This window comes from Amycolatopsis sp., from assembly GCF_025464955.1.
Lineage (GTDB): Bacteria > Actinomycetota > Actinomycetes > Mycobacteriales > Pseudonocardiaceae > Amycolatopsis.
Window position 1 is genome coordinate 13,205 of record NZ_JAODNM010000094.1, and the last position, 14,853, is coordinate 28,057.

The 14,853-nt window shown below is 66.8% G+C and carries 12 protein-coding genes; 11 read left to right on the plus strand and 1 reads right to left on the minus strand.

The window, feature by feature from the left end:
• Nucleotides 1-4 precede the first annotated feature (4 nt).
• The gene (locus JWQ81_RS21965) at nt 5-1,804 is read right to left on the minus strand and encodes a helix-turn-helix domain-containing protein (RefSeq protein WP_297544360.1); all 1,800 of its coding nucleotides are present in this window, start codon (nt 1,802-1,804) and stop codon (nt 5-7) included.
• Between the two features lie 224 nt (nt 1,805-2,028).
• Here JWQ81_RS21965 and JWQ81_RS21970 point away from each other — a divergent pair, with 224 nt between their 5' ends.
• The 11 genes from JWQ81_RS21970 (at nt 2,029) to JWQ81_RS22020 (ending at nt 14,658) form a co-directional block, all read left to right on the plus strand.
• A complete protein-coding gene (locus JWQ81_RS21970; RefSeq protein ID WP_297544361.1) occupies nt 2,029-3,666 on the plus strand; it encodes a methane monooxygenase in 1,638 nt (545 codons plus the stop codon).
• Between the two features lie 78 nt (nt 3,667-3,744).
• Entirely contained in the window at nt 3,745-4,797 is a 1,053-nt protein-coding gene (locus JWQ81_RS21975; RefSeq protein WP_297544362.1) for an FAD-binding oxidoreductase, read from the plus strand.
• A 47-nt stretch (nt 4,798-4,844) separates the two neighbouring features.
• Nucleotides 4,845-5,951, plus strand: coding sequence for an aromatic/alkene monooxygenase hydroxylase subunit beta (locus JWQ81_RS21980; RefSeq protein WP_297544363.1), 1,107 nt, complete (start codon nt 4,845-4,847; stop codon nt 5,949-5,951).
• The gene (mimD, locus tag JWQ81_RS21985; RefSeq protein WP_366942323.1) at nt 5,948-6,298 is read left to right on the plus strand and encodes a propane 2-monooxygenase effector subunit MimD; all 351 of its coding nucleotides are present in this window, start codon (nt 5,948-5,950) and stop codon (nt 6,296-6,298) included. Before JWQ81_RS21980 ends, mimD begins: the two co-directional genes overlap by 4 nt.
• A 94-nt stretch (nt 6,299-6,392) precedes the next feature.
• Nucleotides 6,393-7,433 carry an amidohydrolase family protein gene (locus JWQ81_RS21990; protein WP_297544364.1) on the plus strand — a complete coding sequence of 347 codons (1,041 nt, stop codon included), beginning with the start codon at nt 6,393-6,395 and terminating at the stop codon, nt 7,431-7,433.
• Nucleotides 7,430-8,173 (plus strand): iron-sulfur cluster assembly protein, encoded by a 744-nt coding sequence (locus JWQ81_RS21995; protein ID WP_297544365.1) that lies wholly within the window; start codon nt 7,430-7,432, stop codon nt 8,171-8,173. Before JWQ81_RS21990 ends, JWQ81_RS21995 begins: the two co-directional genes overlap by 4 nt.
• Nucleotides 8,170-9,195 carry an NAD(P)-dependent alcohol dehydrogenase gene (locus tag JWQ81_RS22000; RefSeq protein WP_297544366.1) on the plus strand — a complete coding sequence of 342 codons (1,026 nt, stop codon included), beginning with the start codon at nt 8,170-8,172 and terminating at the stop codon, nt 9,193-9,195. The genes JWQ81_RS21995 and JWQ81_RS22000 overlap by 4 nt, the downstream gene beginning before the upstream one ends.
• Nucleotides 9,196-9,233: 38 nt before the next feature.
• The gene (groL, locus tag JWQ81_RS22005) at nt 9,234-10,883 is read left to right on the plus strand and encodes a chaperonin GroEL (protein ID WP_297544367.1); all 1,650 of its coding nucleotides are present in this window, start codon (nt 9,234-9,236) and stop codon (nt 10,881-10,883) included.
• A gap of 271 nt (nt 10,884-11,154) precedes the next feature.
• Complete coding sequence (locus JWQ81_RS22010) at nt 11,155-12,051, plus strand: MoxR family ATPase (RefSeq protein WP_297544368.1); 897 nt, start codon at nt 11,155-11,157, stop codon at nt 12,049-12,051.
• Complete coding sequence (locus JWQ81_RS22015; protein WP_297544369.1) at nt 12,048-13,448, plus strand: VWA domain-containing protein; 1,401 nt, start codon at nt 12,048-12,050, stop codon at nt 13,446-13,448. The genes JWQ81_RS22010 and JWQ81_RS22015 overlap by 4 nt, the downstream gene beginning before the upstream one ends.
• Before the next feature lie 91 nt (nt 13,449-13,539).
• On the plus strand, nt 13,540-14,658 hold the full coding sequence (locus tag JWQ81_RS22020; RefSeq protein WP_297544370.1) for a N(5)-(carboxyethyl)ornithine synthase: 1,119 nt from the start codon (nt 13,540-13,542) through the stop codon (nt 14,656-14,658).
• The last annotated feature ends 195 nt before the right edge of the window (nt 14,659-14,853 follow it).

Sequence of the window (14,853 nt, forward strand, 5' to 3'; positions counted from 1 at the left end):
CGCGCTAGTGCGGCACGTCGATGCCGTAGTCGTGGATCTTGCGGTAGATCGTCGCCCGTGACATGCCGAGCGCCTTCGCCGCCTGCGCCTTGTTGCCCTCTGCGTCGAGCAGGCTCCGCACGATCGCATCCCGTTCCATCGACTCGAGCGGGCTCAGGATGCGGCGGTTCACCGTGCGGCATTCGGGTGGCAGGTCCTCGGGCTCGATCGTGCCCGCCCGCCGGCGCCGCTCGACTTTCCGCAGCACCTGCTTGAGCTGGCTGACGTTGCCGGGCCACTTGTTCCGCAGCAGCAGCTGGACCGCGGCGGGCGAACACACCAGCCGGGTGTCCTGGCCCAGCTTCAGCAGCAGGAACGGGACGAGCTCGCGGATGTCCTCGATGTGGTGCCGCAGCGGCGGAACCGGGACGGACCGGGGGAAGCACTCGAGGACGTCGTCTGCCGCGTGGTCCTGGCCCTCGGCCATCGTGGCGACCAGCCAGGGGCCGTCCTGCTTGTCCTCTCGGCGCAAGGCCGCCGCGTCAAGCTTCGCCACGAGCCTGTCGGCGTGCTCGGGAGGCATCTGGTCTAGATGGGAAAGCACGACGGTGCCCGAGTCTCGGTCGAGCGCTTCGGCGAGCGGCTTGAACAGCTCGTCCGGTGTCGACAGCTGCGCGAAGTCGAGAACGGTGAACGGGGCCGTGGGGTTCTGCCGATCGTGGACGGCTTTGGCGATCGACAGCTTGCCGGTCCCGCGTTCGCCTTCGAGCACGGTCCACTCGCCGTTTTGGCGGTGGTGGCGCGTGTCGTTGCAGGCACGCAGCCACAGGGCGCCCGAGCCGACGATCCCGGGCAGCAGCGGCGCCTGGATGGGGACGGCGGCCGCGGCGGGGAACTCGGCTTCCCGGGTGAGGCGGACGCGCACGATGCCACCGGCCGGGCCCGCTTCGCTCGACACCGGCGTGCACGACAGCCGCGCGGTCGCGCCGCTCGGCAGGTCCATACTGAGCGTGACCTGCCGCCGTGCGGTCAGCACCTCGGCGCCGCGCGCCAGCAGCGCGGCCTGGTCGCCGGGGGCGAGGACACGCCGCGCGTGCTCGTTCAGCATCACCAGGCTGTTGTTGACGGCGAAGACGATGCCTTGGCCGCGGCGGCACGCGCGGAGGTACTCGGTGAACAGGCTGAGCTCGCGGATACCCACTTGCGTGGTGAGTTCGTGCTGGATGTCTTGCACGGTCGCCTTCGCCAGGGTCAGCAGGAGTGGGCCGGCGTCTTTCCGCCAGCAGGTCAGGTCGAGCAGGCCGACCACCTGGCCGGAGATCGGGTGGCGGATCGGGACTCCGGCACAGCCGAGCATGTCGAGGTTCTCGGCGTAGTGCTCGTGCCCGAACACCGCCGTCGGCTGCCGGCCTTCCAGCGCGGTGCCGATGCCGTTCGTGCCGACGAACTCCTCGGCGTAGCTGAACCCGCGTGCCAGCTGGACGCGGTCGAGGTGGCGTTCGAGTGACGGGTCGTCGGTCCGGCGGTCGAGGACGAGCCCGCGGTCGTCGGTGAGGATGACACTGACGGCCGAGCCGTTCAGCTGCTCCTGAAGCCGGGCGAGCACCGGGCCCGCGCTCTGCGTCAGCGGGGTCTCGAGGTTGGGGTCCTTGACGTATGGCGATTCGACGTGGTCGGCGGCGACGTTCCACGTCCTCGACCGCCACCAGGAGGCCAGGATCGTCGACCGTACAGCGCGTTCATCGACCGATTCCGCGCTGAGGAAACGTTCTCGTGCCTCCGCGAGCAGGCCAAGAGAGCTGCCTTGGCCGTACGAATCCGCCAACGATCCACCTCCGACCTGAGTCCCGGATCTGCCGTGGGGAGTGCAGCGTCGAGGCGCGGCACAGCCCTGTGTCGCTGACCAGAGTACGCGGAGCGCAAGTCCGGCATCGTCTCACAATGAGACCGCGCGCCCATCGGCTCTGGGGTGTGATTCGAGTTACCAGGACGGCACCGCGAATGCTTCATCCCGGACCTGCGCACGAACCCCATCCACGGAGGTATGGCGTGAGCCGACAGAGTCTGAGCAAAGCACATAAAAAGATCACCGAACTGTCGTGGGATCCCACGTTCGCCACTCCCGCGAAGCGTTTCGGCACCGACTACAAGTTCGACAAGGCCCCGAAGAAAGATCCACTGAAGCAGATCCTTCGCTCCTACTTCCCGATGGAGGAGGAAAAGGACAACCGGGTCTTCGGCGCGATGGACGGTGCCATCCGCGGGAACATGTTCCGCCAGGTGCAGGAGCGGTGGATGGAGTGGCAGAAGCTGTTCCTGTCGATCATCCCGTTCCCGGAGATCTCGGCGGCGCGGGCGATGCCGCTGGCCATCGACGCGGTCCCGAACCCCGAGGTGCACAACGGCCTCGCGGTGCAGATGATCGACGAGGTCCGGCATTCCACGATCCAGATGAACCTCAAGCGCCTCTACATGAACCACTACATCGACCCGGCCGGGTTCGACATCACCGAGAAGGCGTTCTCCAACAGCTACTGCGGCACCATCGGCCGCCAGTTCGGTGAAGGGTTCATCACCGGCGACGCGATCACCGCCGCCAACATCTATCTGACGGTCGTGGCCGAGACGGCGTTCACCAACACGCTGTTCGTCGCCATGCCGTCGGAAGCCGCCGCCAACGGCGACTACCTGCTGCCGACGGTGTTCCACTCGGTGCAGTCGGACGAGTCGCGCCACATCAGCAATGGTTACTCCATTCTGCTGATGGCGCTCGCCGACGAGGACAACCGCCAGCTGCTCGAGCGCGACCTGCGTTACGCCTGGTGGAACAACCACTGCGTGGTCGACGCCGCGATCGGGACCTTCATCGAGTACGGCACGAAGGACCGCCGCAAGGACCGCGACAGCTACGCCGAGATGTGGCGCCGGTGGATCTACGACGACTACTACCGCTCGTACCTGATCCCGCTGGAGAAGTACGGCTTGAAGATCCCGCACGACCTCGTCGAAGAGGCGTGGGACCGGATCATCAACAAGTTCTACGTCCACCGCGTCGCGCAGTTCTTCGCGACGGGCTGGCCGGTGAACTACTGGCGCATCGACCCGATGACGGACAAGGACTTCGAGTGGTTCGAAGCCAAGTACCCGGGTTGGTACAGCCAGTTCGGCAAGTGGTGGGAGGCGTACAGCCGCCTGCGCTACCCGGGCAAGAACAAGCCGATCGCCTTCGAGGACGTCGGCTACGAGTACCCGCACCGCTGCTGGTCGTGCATGGTCCCCTGCCTGATCCGCGAGGACATGGTGGTGGACAAGGTCGACGACACCTGGCGCACCTACTGCTCGGAAACCTGCGCCTGGACCGACAAGACCGCGTTCCGCCCGACCTACGAGGGTCGCGAGACCCCCAACATGGGCCGGCTCACCGGAAAGCGGGAGTGGGAGACGCTGTACGACGGCGGCGACCTGGCCGACATCATCACCGACCTCGGTTACGTCCGTGATGACGGCAAGACGCTGATCCCGCAGCCGCACCTCGACCTCGACGACCCGAAGAAGCTGTGGACCCTCGACGACGTCCGTGGCATTCCCTTCGGCAGCCCGAACATCGCGCTCAACAAGATGTCGGACGCCGAGCGCGAGGCCCACGTGGCCGCGTACCGGGCCAACCCGAACGTCACGGTGAGCTGATGAGCATCCCCGCGGCGGCCCGCAACCCGGGCCGCCGCGGGTGACCCATCCCCTTTTTCGCGGCAAGGAGTGGCGTACATGGGCGAGACCCACAGGATCCGGTTCGAACCGGTCGGCATCGACATCGAGGCGGACGAGGACGAAACGATCCTCGACGCGGCGTTCCGGCAGGGCGTCATGCTGATGCACGGATGCAAGGAAGGGCAGTGCTCGGCGTGTAAGTCCTTCCTGCTGGAGGGCGACCTCCAGATGGACCGGTACTCCACCTTCGCGTTGGCCGACTACGAGAGCGAAGAAGGTTACGTCCTGCTCTGCCGGGGACACGCCTACAGCGATCTCGAAATCGAACTGGTCAACTACGACGAGGACATGATCCGCTCGGGTCTGCCGGTCGTCAGCGCGGCTACCGAGGTCGAGTCGATCACCCCGCTGACGCACGACATCTCGTTGCTGCGGCTGAAGATCACCGAGGACGCGGGGCTGCGGTTCCACCCCGGGCAGTACGTGGACATCGCGATCCCCGGCACCGAGGAGCACCGCTCGTTCTCGATGGCCAACATCACCGTGGCCGACGGGGTCCTCGAGTTCATCATCAAGCGGTATCCCGGCGGCAAGTTCTCGGGCCTGCTCGAAGGGACGCTGCAGCCCGGCGACCCGCTCAAGGTGACTGGCCCGTACGGGACGTTCACCCTGCGGGTCAGCTCGGACCGCCGGCTGGTCTTCGTCGGGGGTGGCGCCGGGATGTCCCCCATCCTGTCGCTGCTCGGGCAGATGGCCGAAAGCGGGAACGAACGGGAAGCCGTCTACTACTACGGAGCGCGCACGGAAGCCGATCTCTTCCACGCCGAGGAAATGGCGCAGCTCGCCGAACGACTCCCGAAGTTCCGGTTCGTGCCGTGCCTTTCCGAGTCCTGGCCGGATGGCTGGCCAGGCGATGGCGTCGAAGGCGAAACCGGGCTGGTCACTCAGGTTCTCGAGCGCTGCGAAGAGAACCTGACCGACTGCGACGTCTATCTGTGCGGCCCGCCGCCCATGATCGACGCCGCGTTGCCGCTGCTGGAAGCCCTGGGCGTGCCCAAGGAGCAGATCTTCTACGACAAGTTCACGATCACCGCCGCCGCCGAAGCCTGACAGCGCGGCAGTTCTCCACCAACGTTCACACACAGAGAGGTGTGCTCATGGTCAGCGCGGAAAAAGTCCAACCGCAGAGCTTCCCGAAGCCGGAATTCACCGGTGCCGAAGCGGGCCTGCTCGACTTCCCGAGCTCGAAGAGCCGCAGTTACAACTATTTCAAGCCGAAGAAGCTGCGCGCGACGATGTACGAAGACGTCACGATGGACGTCCAGCCGGACCCTGAGCGGCACCTCAGCCAGGGCTGGCTCTACGGGTTCGCGAACAGCCCCGGTGGCTACCCGCCGGAGTGGACCGCGGTCAAGTCCACGGACTGGCACCTGTTCCTCGACCCCAACGAGGAATGGGAACAGACGATCTACCGCAACAACGCCAACACGGTGCGGCAGATCGAGCGGACCCTGAGCAACGCGAAGGCCGCCGGCGCCTACAAGCACTGGACGCCGAGCTGGACCAAGTTCGTGGAGAACCACGTCGGCGCGTGGATGCACGCCGAGCACGGTCTCGGGATGCACGTGTTCATGTCCGAGCAGCGGTCCGCCCCGACGAACATGATCAACAATGCGATCGCCGTCAACTGCGTGCACAAGCTGCGGTTCGCCCAGGACCTGGCGCTGTACAACCTGGACCTGTCGGAGTCGGAGATCGAGTTCGACGGCTCGGCGCACAAGGCGTCGTGGCAGTCCGCGCCGGTGTGGCAGGGCGTCCGCGAGAACGTGGAGCGGCTCACCGCCATCGGTGACTGGGCCGAATCCCTGTTCGCCGCCAACGTCGTGTTCGAGTCGCTGGTCGGGTCGCTGTTCCGCAGCCATCTGGTGATGCAGATCGCCGCCCGCAACGGTGACTACGTCACCCCGACCGTGGTGGGCGCCGGCGAGCACGACTACGACCGGGATCGCCGCTACAGCAAGGTGTTGTTCGCCATGCTGACCGCCGACGAGCAGCACGGTGAGGCCAACAAGGAGACCATGCAGGGCTGGATGGACACCTGGGTCCCGATCAGCGTGCAAGCCGCGCGCGAGCTGCAGCCCATCTGGTCTCAGCCGCACGAAAAGGTCGTCACCTTCGCGGAGTCCTGGGAAGCGGCGCTGACCGGATTCCGGACTCTGCTGTCCGATCTCAACCTCTCCGAGCCGAAGGGACTGGACCTGTGACCGCGAGCAGGCAGTACGAGGTCAACCGCACTTCCTCGAACATGTGCGGCGTGACGCTGATGAACAACCAGAACGGGTACGTGGTCGCGGAGGTCATGCGCGGCAAGGAAGGCGTCGAAGTCGCCGAGTACCCCTCGATGATCCGGGTGGACGGCAAGAACAAGGTCGTCTTCAACTGGGACGAGATCTCCGAGGCCATCGGCTTCGAGTTCGCCCAGCCCGACTTCGAAGAGATCATGTCGACCCACTACGGCCGCATGGTTCATCTCGACGACGAGACAGTCCTCTTCGCCAACCCGGAGGACGCCGCGGAGTACATCGACTTCGACCTCAAGGTCATCGACTAGTCGGTAGCGGTATCCGAACTGATGTGCCCGGGGCCGCGGTGCCCGTTCCCGCGGCCCCACCCCTAAACCCGCGACGTAGAACAGAGGTAGGAATATGTACACGAAGGACGGCGAGAACTACTTTGTCGTGGACAGCCACGTGCACTTCTGGGACGGTAGCCCGGCCAACCAGCTGAACCGGTACGGCAAGGGCTTCATTGAGTGCTTCTACGACTACCACCGCAACCTGAGCCCGTCGGAATGGGTCTGGACGCTGGAGAAGTTCGGCAAGTACTCCGAAGAGACGATGCTCCACGACCTGTTCGAAACGGGCTACGTCGACAAGGCGATCTTCCAGCCCACCTATCTCTCCGACTTCTACGTCAACGGGTTCAACACCACCGAGGACGACGGCGCCGTCGCCGAACGCAACCCCGGCAAGTTCATCGTCAACGGCGCTTTCGACCCGCGTGACGGCGAAGCCGGCCTCGACGACTTGGCGAAGCTCGCCCAACGGTGGAACCTCAAGGGCGTCAAGCTCTACACCGCCGAATGGAAGGGTGACTCCAAGGGCTGGAAGCTGTCCGACCCCTGGGCGTACCGCTACCTGGAGAAGTGCCAGGAGCTCGGCATCAAGAACGTCCATGTCCACAAGGGACCGACGATCTACCCGCTGAACCGCGACGCCTTCGACGTCGCCGATGTCGACGAGGCCGCCAGTGCGTTCCCGGACCTCAACTTCATCGTCGAGCACGTCGGCCTGCCGCGGCTGGAGGACTTCTGCTGGATCGCCACGCAGGAGCCGAACGTCTACGGCGGGCTCGCCGTCGCGATGCCGTTCATCCACACCCGGCCGCGGTACTTCGCGCAGATCATCGGGGAACTCCTGTACTGGCTGGACGAAAACCGCATCACCTTCGCCAGCGACTACGCGATCTGGAGCCCGAAGTGGCTCGTCGAGGCCTTTGTGGACTTCCAGATTCCCGAGGACATGCAGTCCGAGTACGGTGTGCTGACCCCGGACATCAAGCGGAAGATCCTCGGTCTCAACGCCGCGGCGCTCTACGACATCGAAGTGCCCGCCGAGGCGCAGGCGTCCAGCGCGCCCGTGGACAGCGGCGAGGCGGTGGGTTCGGCCCCGAAGGTACCGGCATGACTACCACCCAGGAATCCTTGACCGCTCAGACGAATGAAGAACTTGCGGTCCGGGCGTGGGCGGCGCTGGGTACGGTCGTCGATCCCGAACTCGGTGAGCCGATCACCGATCTCGGTTTCGTCACCGCGCTCAGTGTGGTCCCGCCCGGGGGCGGCGGACAGGAAGTTCATGTCCTGCTTCGGTTGCCGACCTATTTCTGCGCGCCCAACTTCGCCTACCTCATGGTCGCCGACGCGCATGACGCGATCCTCGGCCTGGACGATGTCGACAGCGTGAAGGTCGAGCTCCAGGATCATTTCGCCTCGGCGGAGATCAACGCCGGGGTGGCCGCCAGCAACGGGTTCACGGACGCCTTTCCGGGCGAAGCGACGTCGGAGCTGAACGAGCTCCGGCTGACGTTCCAGCGCAAAACTCACTTGGCCTGCCTGGAACGCACCTGTCGCCGTTTGATCGCGGCAGGTTGGCAGATCGACGCGCTCGCGGACACGAAGCTCGCCGACGTGCCGCCGTCGCACGAGTTCGACAGCCTGATGCGCCGACGTGCCGAACTCGGGTTGCCGACCGGTCCGGAGTCGCCGCTGTTCGTCGAGGAAGACGGTGTCGGGGTCTCGGCCGAACAGCTGCCGGCGCGACTGCGGTTCGCCAAGGCGGTCCGGGTCAGCATCGACGGCAACGCCGGGCTTTGCCGTGGGCTGCTGAAGACCCGCTATGACCGGATGGCGAAGGAAGGTCAGTCATGAAGGCGGTCCAGCTCGGCAAGTACAACTCCGAACCCGCTCTGGTCGACGTCGCCGAACCGCAGGTCACCTCACCGCTGGACGTGGTCGTGCGCGTCGGCGGCGCGGGCGTCTGCCGGACGGACCTGCACATCATCGAAGGGCAGTGGGAGCAGAAGTCCGGCGTCACGCTGCCTTACACGATCGGCCACGAGAACGCGGGCTGGGTGCACGAGGTCGGGAGCGCGGTGACCGGGATCGCCGTCGGCGATCCGGTGATCCTGCATCCGCTCGCCACCTGCGGTCTCTGCCGTGCCTGCCGGGCAGGCGACGACGTGCACTGCGTCAACTCGGCGTTCCCCGGCATCGACAGCGATGGTGGTTATGCCGAGCTGATCAAGACCAACGCCCGTGCGGTGGTCAAGCTCGACCCGTCGCTGCAACCGGTCGACGTCGCCGCGCTCGCCGACGCGGGATTGACGGCGTACCACGCCGTGCGCAAGGCCGCGGCGGCGTTGCGGCCAGGCGATAAGGCGGTGGTGATCGGGGCCGGCGGGCTCGGACACATCGGCGTGCAGGTGTTCAAGGCGCTCAGTTCGGCTGAGATGATCGTCGTCGACCGGTCGCCCGAAGCACTGAAACTGGCCGGTGAACTCGGCGCGGAGCACCTGATCGTCGCCGACGGCAGCCAGGTCGACGCGGTCATGGACCTCACCGGCGGCAACGGCGCCGAAGCCGTCATCGACTTCGTCGGCGAGGGCGGGGCGATCGAGGACGGCGTCGCGATGTTGCGGCGCGCGGGCAACTACTACGTCATCGGCTACGGCGGTTCGCTGAACGTGCCCACGATCGACATCATTTCTACCGAGATCAACTTCATCGGCAACCTGGTCGGGTCCTACAACGACCTCGCCGAGCTCATGGTCCTGGCCGCGCAGGGCAAGGTTTCGTTGCACACCAGCACTTATTCGCTCACCGACTTCGCGCGCGCGCTCTCCGATCTCGATGCGGGCAACGTGCGAGGACGGGCGATTCTCGTTCCCTAGCTACAAAAAATCCGCGACTGTGTGAAGAGGTATTTCTGATGGCCAAGGATCTGCGGTTCAACGTCGAGGCGCGTCAACTGCTGGAGGCGGGCGTCAACGCGCTCGCCGACGCGGTGAAGGTGACCTTGGGCCCCAAGGGGCGCAACGCGGTGATCGAAAAGCTGACCGGCGCACCGACCATCACCAACGACGGTGTCACGATCGCCAGGGAGATCCAGCTGCGCAACCCGTTCGCCAACATGGGCGCCCAGCTGGTCAAGGAAGTCGCCATGAAGACCAACGGCGTGGCCGGTGACGGTACGACCACGGCCACCGTCCTGGCGCAGGCACTCGTCCGGGAAGGGCTGCGGGCGGTCGACGCGGGCGCCAACCCGATGCAGCTGAAGACGGGCATCCAGCAGGCTGTGGTCGCGGTGGTCGCCGCGCTGACCGAGCGGTCCCGGGAGATCAGCGGGCAGGAGGATCTTGCCCACGTGGCGATGCTTTCGGCGAGCAACGACGCCGAGATCGGCAACGTCATCGCCGAGGCCATGGGCCGGGTCGGGGAGAGCGGCGTGGTCACCGTCGAGGAGTCGCCGGCGTTCGGCCTCGATGTCAGCTTCGTGGACGGCGTCGAGTTCGACAACGGCTACATCTCGCCGTACATGGCGAAGGACAAGGAGCGGATGGAGACGGTCTTCGAGAACCCGTACATCCTGCTGACCAACGAAAAGATCTCGCGGGTCCAGCTGCTCATGCCGGTACTCGAGCAGGTCCAGCGGACCGGCAACCCGCTGGTGATCCTCGCCGAGAACGTCGACGGGCCCGCGCTGGGCATGCTGGTGACGAACACCGTGCACAACACGTTCTCTTCGGTGGCTGTGCGGGCTCCCGGCTTCGGGCACCGCCGCGTCGCCGAGCTCGAGGACCTCGGGGTGTTCACCGCCGGCGAGGTCATCACCTCCGATTCCGGGCGCACGCTCGACTCCGTGCGGCTCGAGCACCTCGGCCGCTGCCGCCGCATCACGATCACCGAGAGCAGCACCACGCTCGTCGGTGGCGCGGGGTCCGATCAGGCCGTCTTCGCGCGGATCGAGCAGATCAAGCGGGAGCTGGAGCGGGCCGAGAACGAGCACGACCAGGACAGCCTGCAGGCCAGGATCGCGCGGTTGTCGGGCAGCGTCGCCGTGATCCACGTCGGCGCGGCGACCGGCGTCGAACTCAAGGAGAAGCAGCACCGCGTCGAGGACTCGCTGTCCGCGACCCGGGCCGCGATCGAGGACGGCGTGGTCGCCGGCGGTGGCACCGCGCTCGTCCAGGCGGAGCAGGCCGCGCGTGACCTCGAGCTGACCGGGGACGCCGCGATCGGCCGCGACATCGTGTGCCGCTCGCTCGCCGAGCCGCTCCGGTGGATCGCGATCAACGCCGGTTACGACGGCCAGGAGGTCCTCGACCACGTCACTTCGATGGCCGTGGGGGAGGGCTTCAACGCCCTGACCGGCGAATACGGCGACATGTTCGACTTCGGGGTCATCGACCCGCTGAAGGTGACCAGGTCGGCGCTGCAGAGCGCGGCGTCGATCGCGGCGCTGCTGCTCACCACCGAGACGCTCGTTGTCGAAGAGGTGCTCGGCAACCCCGGCGCGATCATGGCCCCGGGCTTCGGCGACCTGGCCGAGGGCATGGTCCGCCCGTCGAACATCTACTGAGCGCCTGGTCACCTCGGGTCGTGAGTGTTCCCGCCGGTTCTCAGAGGCCGGAACACTCACGAGTCCGAGCAGTGGGGGCACAGCTCGATCGCGGGTGAATCGGCACCACGCGGTGGGGTCGTCCGTGGGCTCCGGGTGAGTCGCGGCGCCCGGTCCCACGGCCGAAACACCGGCTCGGAGGACCTTTCGTCCCGTGCATCGTCGAAAAGGTCCCCCGAGCCGTTTCTCTCACTCACGGAGTCAGTCCGGAAACGCCACTAAGATGGTCGGCATGGGTGCGCACGTGAGCGGGACCGGGTTCTTCGCGTCGGTGGACGAGGTGTCCGAGCGGCTGGCCGACGTCGGCTACCTGGCGTCGACAGCGGTGGCGACGACCGTGTTCCTCGCCGACCGCCTCGGCAAGCCGCTGCTGGTCGAAGGCCCGGCCGGGGTCGGCAAGACCGAACTGGCCAAGGCCGTCGCCGCCGCGACCGGCTCTGGGCTCGTCCGGCTGCAGTGCTATGAGGGCGTCGACGAGTCGCGGGCCCTGTACGAGTGGAACCACGCCAAGCAGCTGCTGCGCATCACCGCCGGCCGCGACGAGAGCTGGGACGAGGCGCGGAACGACATCTTCAGCGAGGAGTTCCTGCTCCCGCGTCCGTTGCTGACCGCGATCCGGCGCACCGAGCCGACCGTCCTGCTCATCGACGAGACCGACAAGGCCGACGTCGAGGTCGAAGGCCTGCTGCTGGAGGTCCTCGGCGACTTCCAGGTCACCGTGCCCGAGCTGGGCACCATCGTCGCGACCCGGCAGCCGTTCGTCGTGCTGACCTCCAACGCCACCCGCGAGCTGTCCGAAGCGCTGCGGCGCCGATGCCTGTTCCTGCACATCGACTTCCCCGATCCCGAGCTGGAACGTGCGATCGTCCGGCTCAAGGTCGACGGGATCGACGACGTCCTGGCCGACTCCGTGGTCCGCGTGATCACCGCGCTGCGCGCGATGGAGCTGCGCAAGGTGCCGTCGGTGGCCGAGACCATCGACTGGGCCCGCACGCTGCTGGCGCTCGGGGCGGACACCCTCGACGAGGCCGTGGTGACGGCCAGCCTCGGCGTGATCCTCAAGCATCAGGACGACGTTACGAAGGCGGGTAAACAACTGCAGCTCGACAGGGTGTTGGGAGCCCCGTGAAAGAGCAGGAAGCCGGCGAGCAGGAAGCCGGCCTCCCCGAGCGGCTCACGGAGTTCGTCCGCACGCTGCGTTCCCAGGGCATCCCTGCGGGGCCGAGTGAGACCGTCGACGCCGCCGCCGCGCTCGAGGTGCTCGGGCTCGACGACCGCGAGCAGATGCGGGAGGGTCTGGCGGCCGCGCTCGTCCGGCGGGGCGGCCAGCGCGCGGTGTTCGACGCGACCTTCGACCTGTACTTCCCGCTCGGCATCGGTGCCCGCGAGCAGACACGTGAAGGTTCCACGAGTCGCGACCACCTGCGTGAGGAGCTCGCCGCGGCGCTCGCTGCGAACGACGAAGCCGCGATGGCCCAGCTCGCCGCCATGGCCGTCGACGAACTGGGCCGGTACGGCGTCGGACAAGGCCCGGGGTCGGGTTCCGGCACCGGCTGGTCGGCGCACCAGACGCTCGAACGCCTGCAGCCGCAGACTTTGTTGGTGCGCGTCCTCACGCAGATGCAGGGACTGGCCGAAGCGGAGTCGTTCACCGACCGCCTCGACCGCGAGGAGATCCGACGCCGGATCGAGAGCTTCCGCGGTTTGGTCCGCGGGGAGGCCCGACGCCGGGCCGCGGAGCTGCGTGGGCGCGAGCGTGTCGCCCGGCATGCCATCCCGCCCGCCGCGGACAGGGTCGACTTCCTCGTCGCGAGCCGGAGCCAGCTGGCGGATCTGCGCCGTGCGGTGTACCCGCTGTCCCGCAAGCTCGCGACGCGGCTCGCCGCGCGCCGCCGCCGGACCAGCCGCGGTCGGATCGACCTGCGCCGGACATTGCGGCGGTCGTTGTCCACCGGCGGTGTCCCGTTGCGCCCGGCGTTCCGCCAGCGTCGGCCGGGGCGGCCGGAAATCGTGCTGCTGTGCGACATGTCCGGCTCGGTCGCCGGTTTCGCGAACTTCACCATGCTGCTGGTGCAGGCCCTCCATGACCAGTTCAGCAAGATCCGGGTGTTCGCCTTCATCGACTCGACCGACGAGATCACGCACCTGGTGACCGGCGGCGACGCCGACCCACAGGCGCTCGGCGGCCGCGTGCTCACCGAAGCGGAACTGTCCAAATGGGACGGCCACAGCGACTACGGCACCGCCTTGCGCGAGTTCACCGAGCGTTATCTCGACGCCGTCGGCCCGCGCACGTCGGTGCTGATCCTGGGCGACGCCCGCACCAACGGCGGTGATCCGAACCTGGACGCACTGCGCCGGATCGTCGGGCGCGCGCGGCACGCGTACTGGCTGAACCCCGAGCGCACGTCGCTGTGGCCGACCGGTGATTCGGCCGCGATCGCCTACGCGGACATCGTCGAAATGCACGAATGCCGTAATGTAGAACAACTGGGTGGGCTGGTCACCAAACTGCTCCCTGTCTGAAGCGCTCCCGGCGGACGGATTTCGCCGAGAGCCGCGCACTCCATAACTGAACATTTGAGGAGCACTCGTGGGTCAGCTCACGCTGGGAGTCATGTCCCGGTCACGCAAGGAAAACGAGCACCGGTTACCGATCCACCCCCTTCACCTCGAGCGGATCGATCCCGAGCTGAAGGGCAGTGTCTACCTCGAACGCGGCTATGGTGAACGGTTCGGGTTGGCCGACAAACAGCTGGAGCAGCACGTCGCGGGTATCCGGCCCCGTGACCAGCTCATCGCGGAATGCGACGTCATCCTCCACCCGAAGCCGCAGCCCGAGGATCTCGCGGAGATGCGCAACGGACAGGTCCTCTGGGGCTGGCCGCACTGCGTGCAGGACGAGAAGATCACCCAGTTGGCCATCGACCGCAAGCTGACGCTGATCGCCTTCGAGGCGATGAACCACTGGACCGCCGAGGGCTGGTTCAGCCTGCACGTCTTCCACAAGAACAACGAGCTCGCCGGGTACTGTTCGGTAATCCACGGGCTGGAGTCCATCGGGTCCACCGGCGACTACGGCCGCCGCCTGCGTGCCGCCGTGATCGGCTTCGGCGCGACGGCGCGCGGCGCGGTGACGGCCTTGCGCGCACACGGCGTCCACGACGTCCACATCCTGACCAACCGCGACGTCACGGCGGTGGCTTCCCCGATCCACGCGGCCAGCATCGTGCAGTTCGACCACGACGACGCCGACCCGCGCCGCACACACGCGCAGTACGAGGGCGAGCGCGTGCCGATCGCGGAGTTCCTTTCCGGCTTCGACATCGTCGTGAACTGCGTGCTGCAGCAGCCTGACGCGCCGTTGACGTTCCTGGAGGAGAGCGACCTCGGCGCGTTCGCTCCGGGCAGCCTCATCATCGACGTCTCGTGCGACGAAGGCATGGGCTTCAGTTGGGCGCGCGCCACGACGTTCACCGAGCCGACCTTCACCGTCGGCGACAACGTCCAATACTACGGCGTCGACCACAGTCCGTCACTGCTGTGGAACTCGGCCACCTGGGAGATCAGCGAGGCGCTGCTGCCGCACCTCGGGACCGTGCTCGCGGGCCCGTCGGTGTGGAAGGACGACTCGGTCATCGCGAAGGCGATCGAGATCCACGACGGCGTCATCCAGAACCCGGCCATCCTGTCCTTCCAAGGCCGCTCCGCCACCTACCCCCACCTTCCCGTCTAGCGAGGTGCTCACGCTCCCTACCGCAACTCGCCGTCGAGTTGCGGTAGTTGAGCCCTCAAGGAGGGCACAAAAGTGGCTCTTGTGTCGTATGTGTGCGGTCGCGAGCGTGGGACTCGACGTCCTGAGCGTGGGACTCGCGGTGCGCCCGGCGAGTCCCACACTCACCGACAGCGAGTCCCACGCTTACGGACCAGA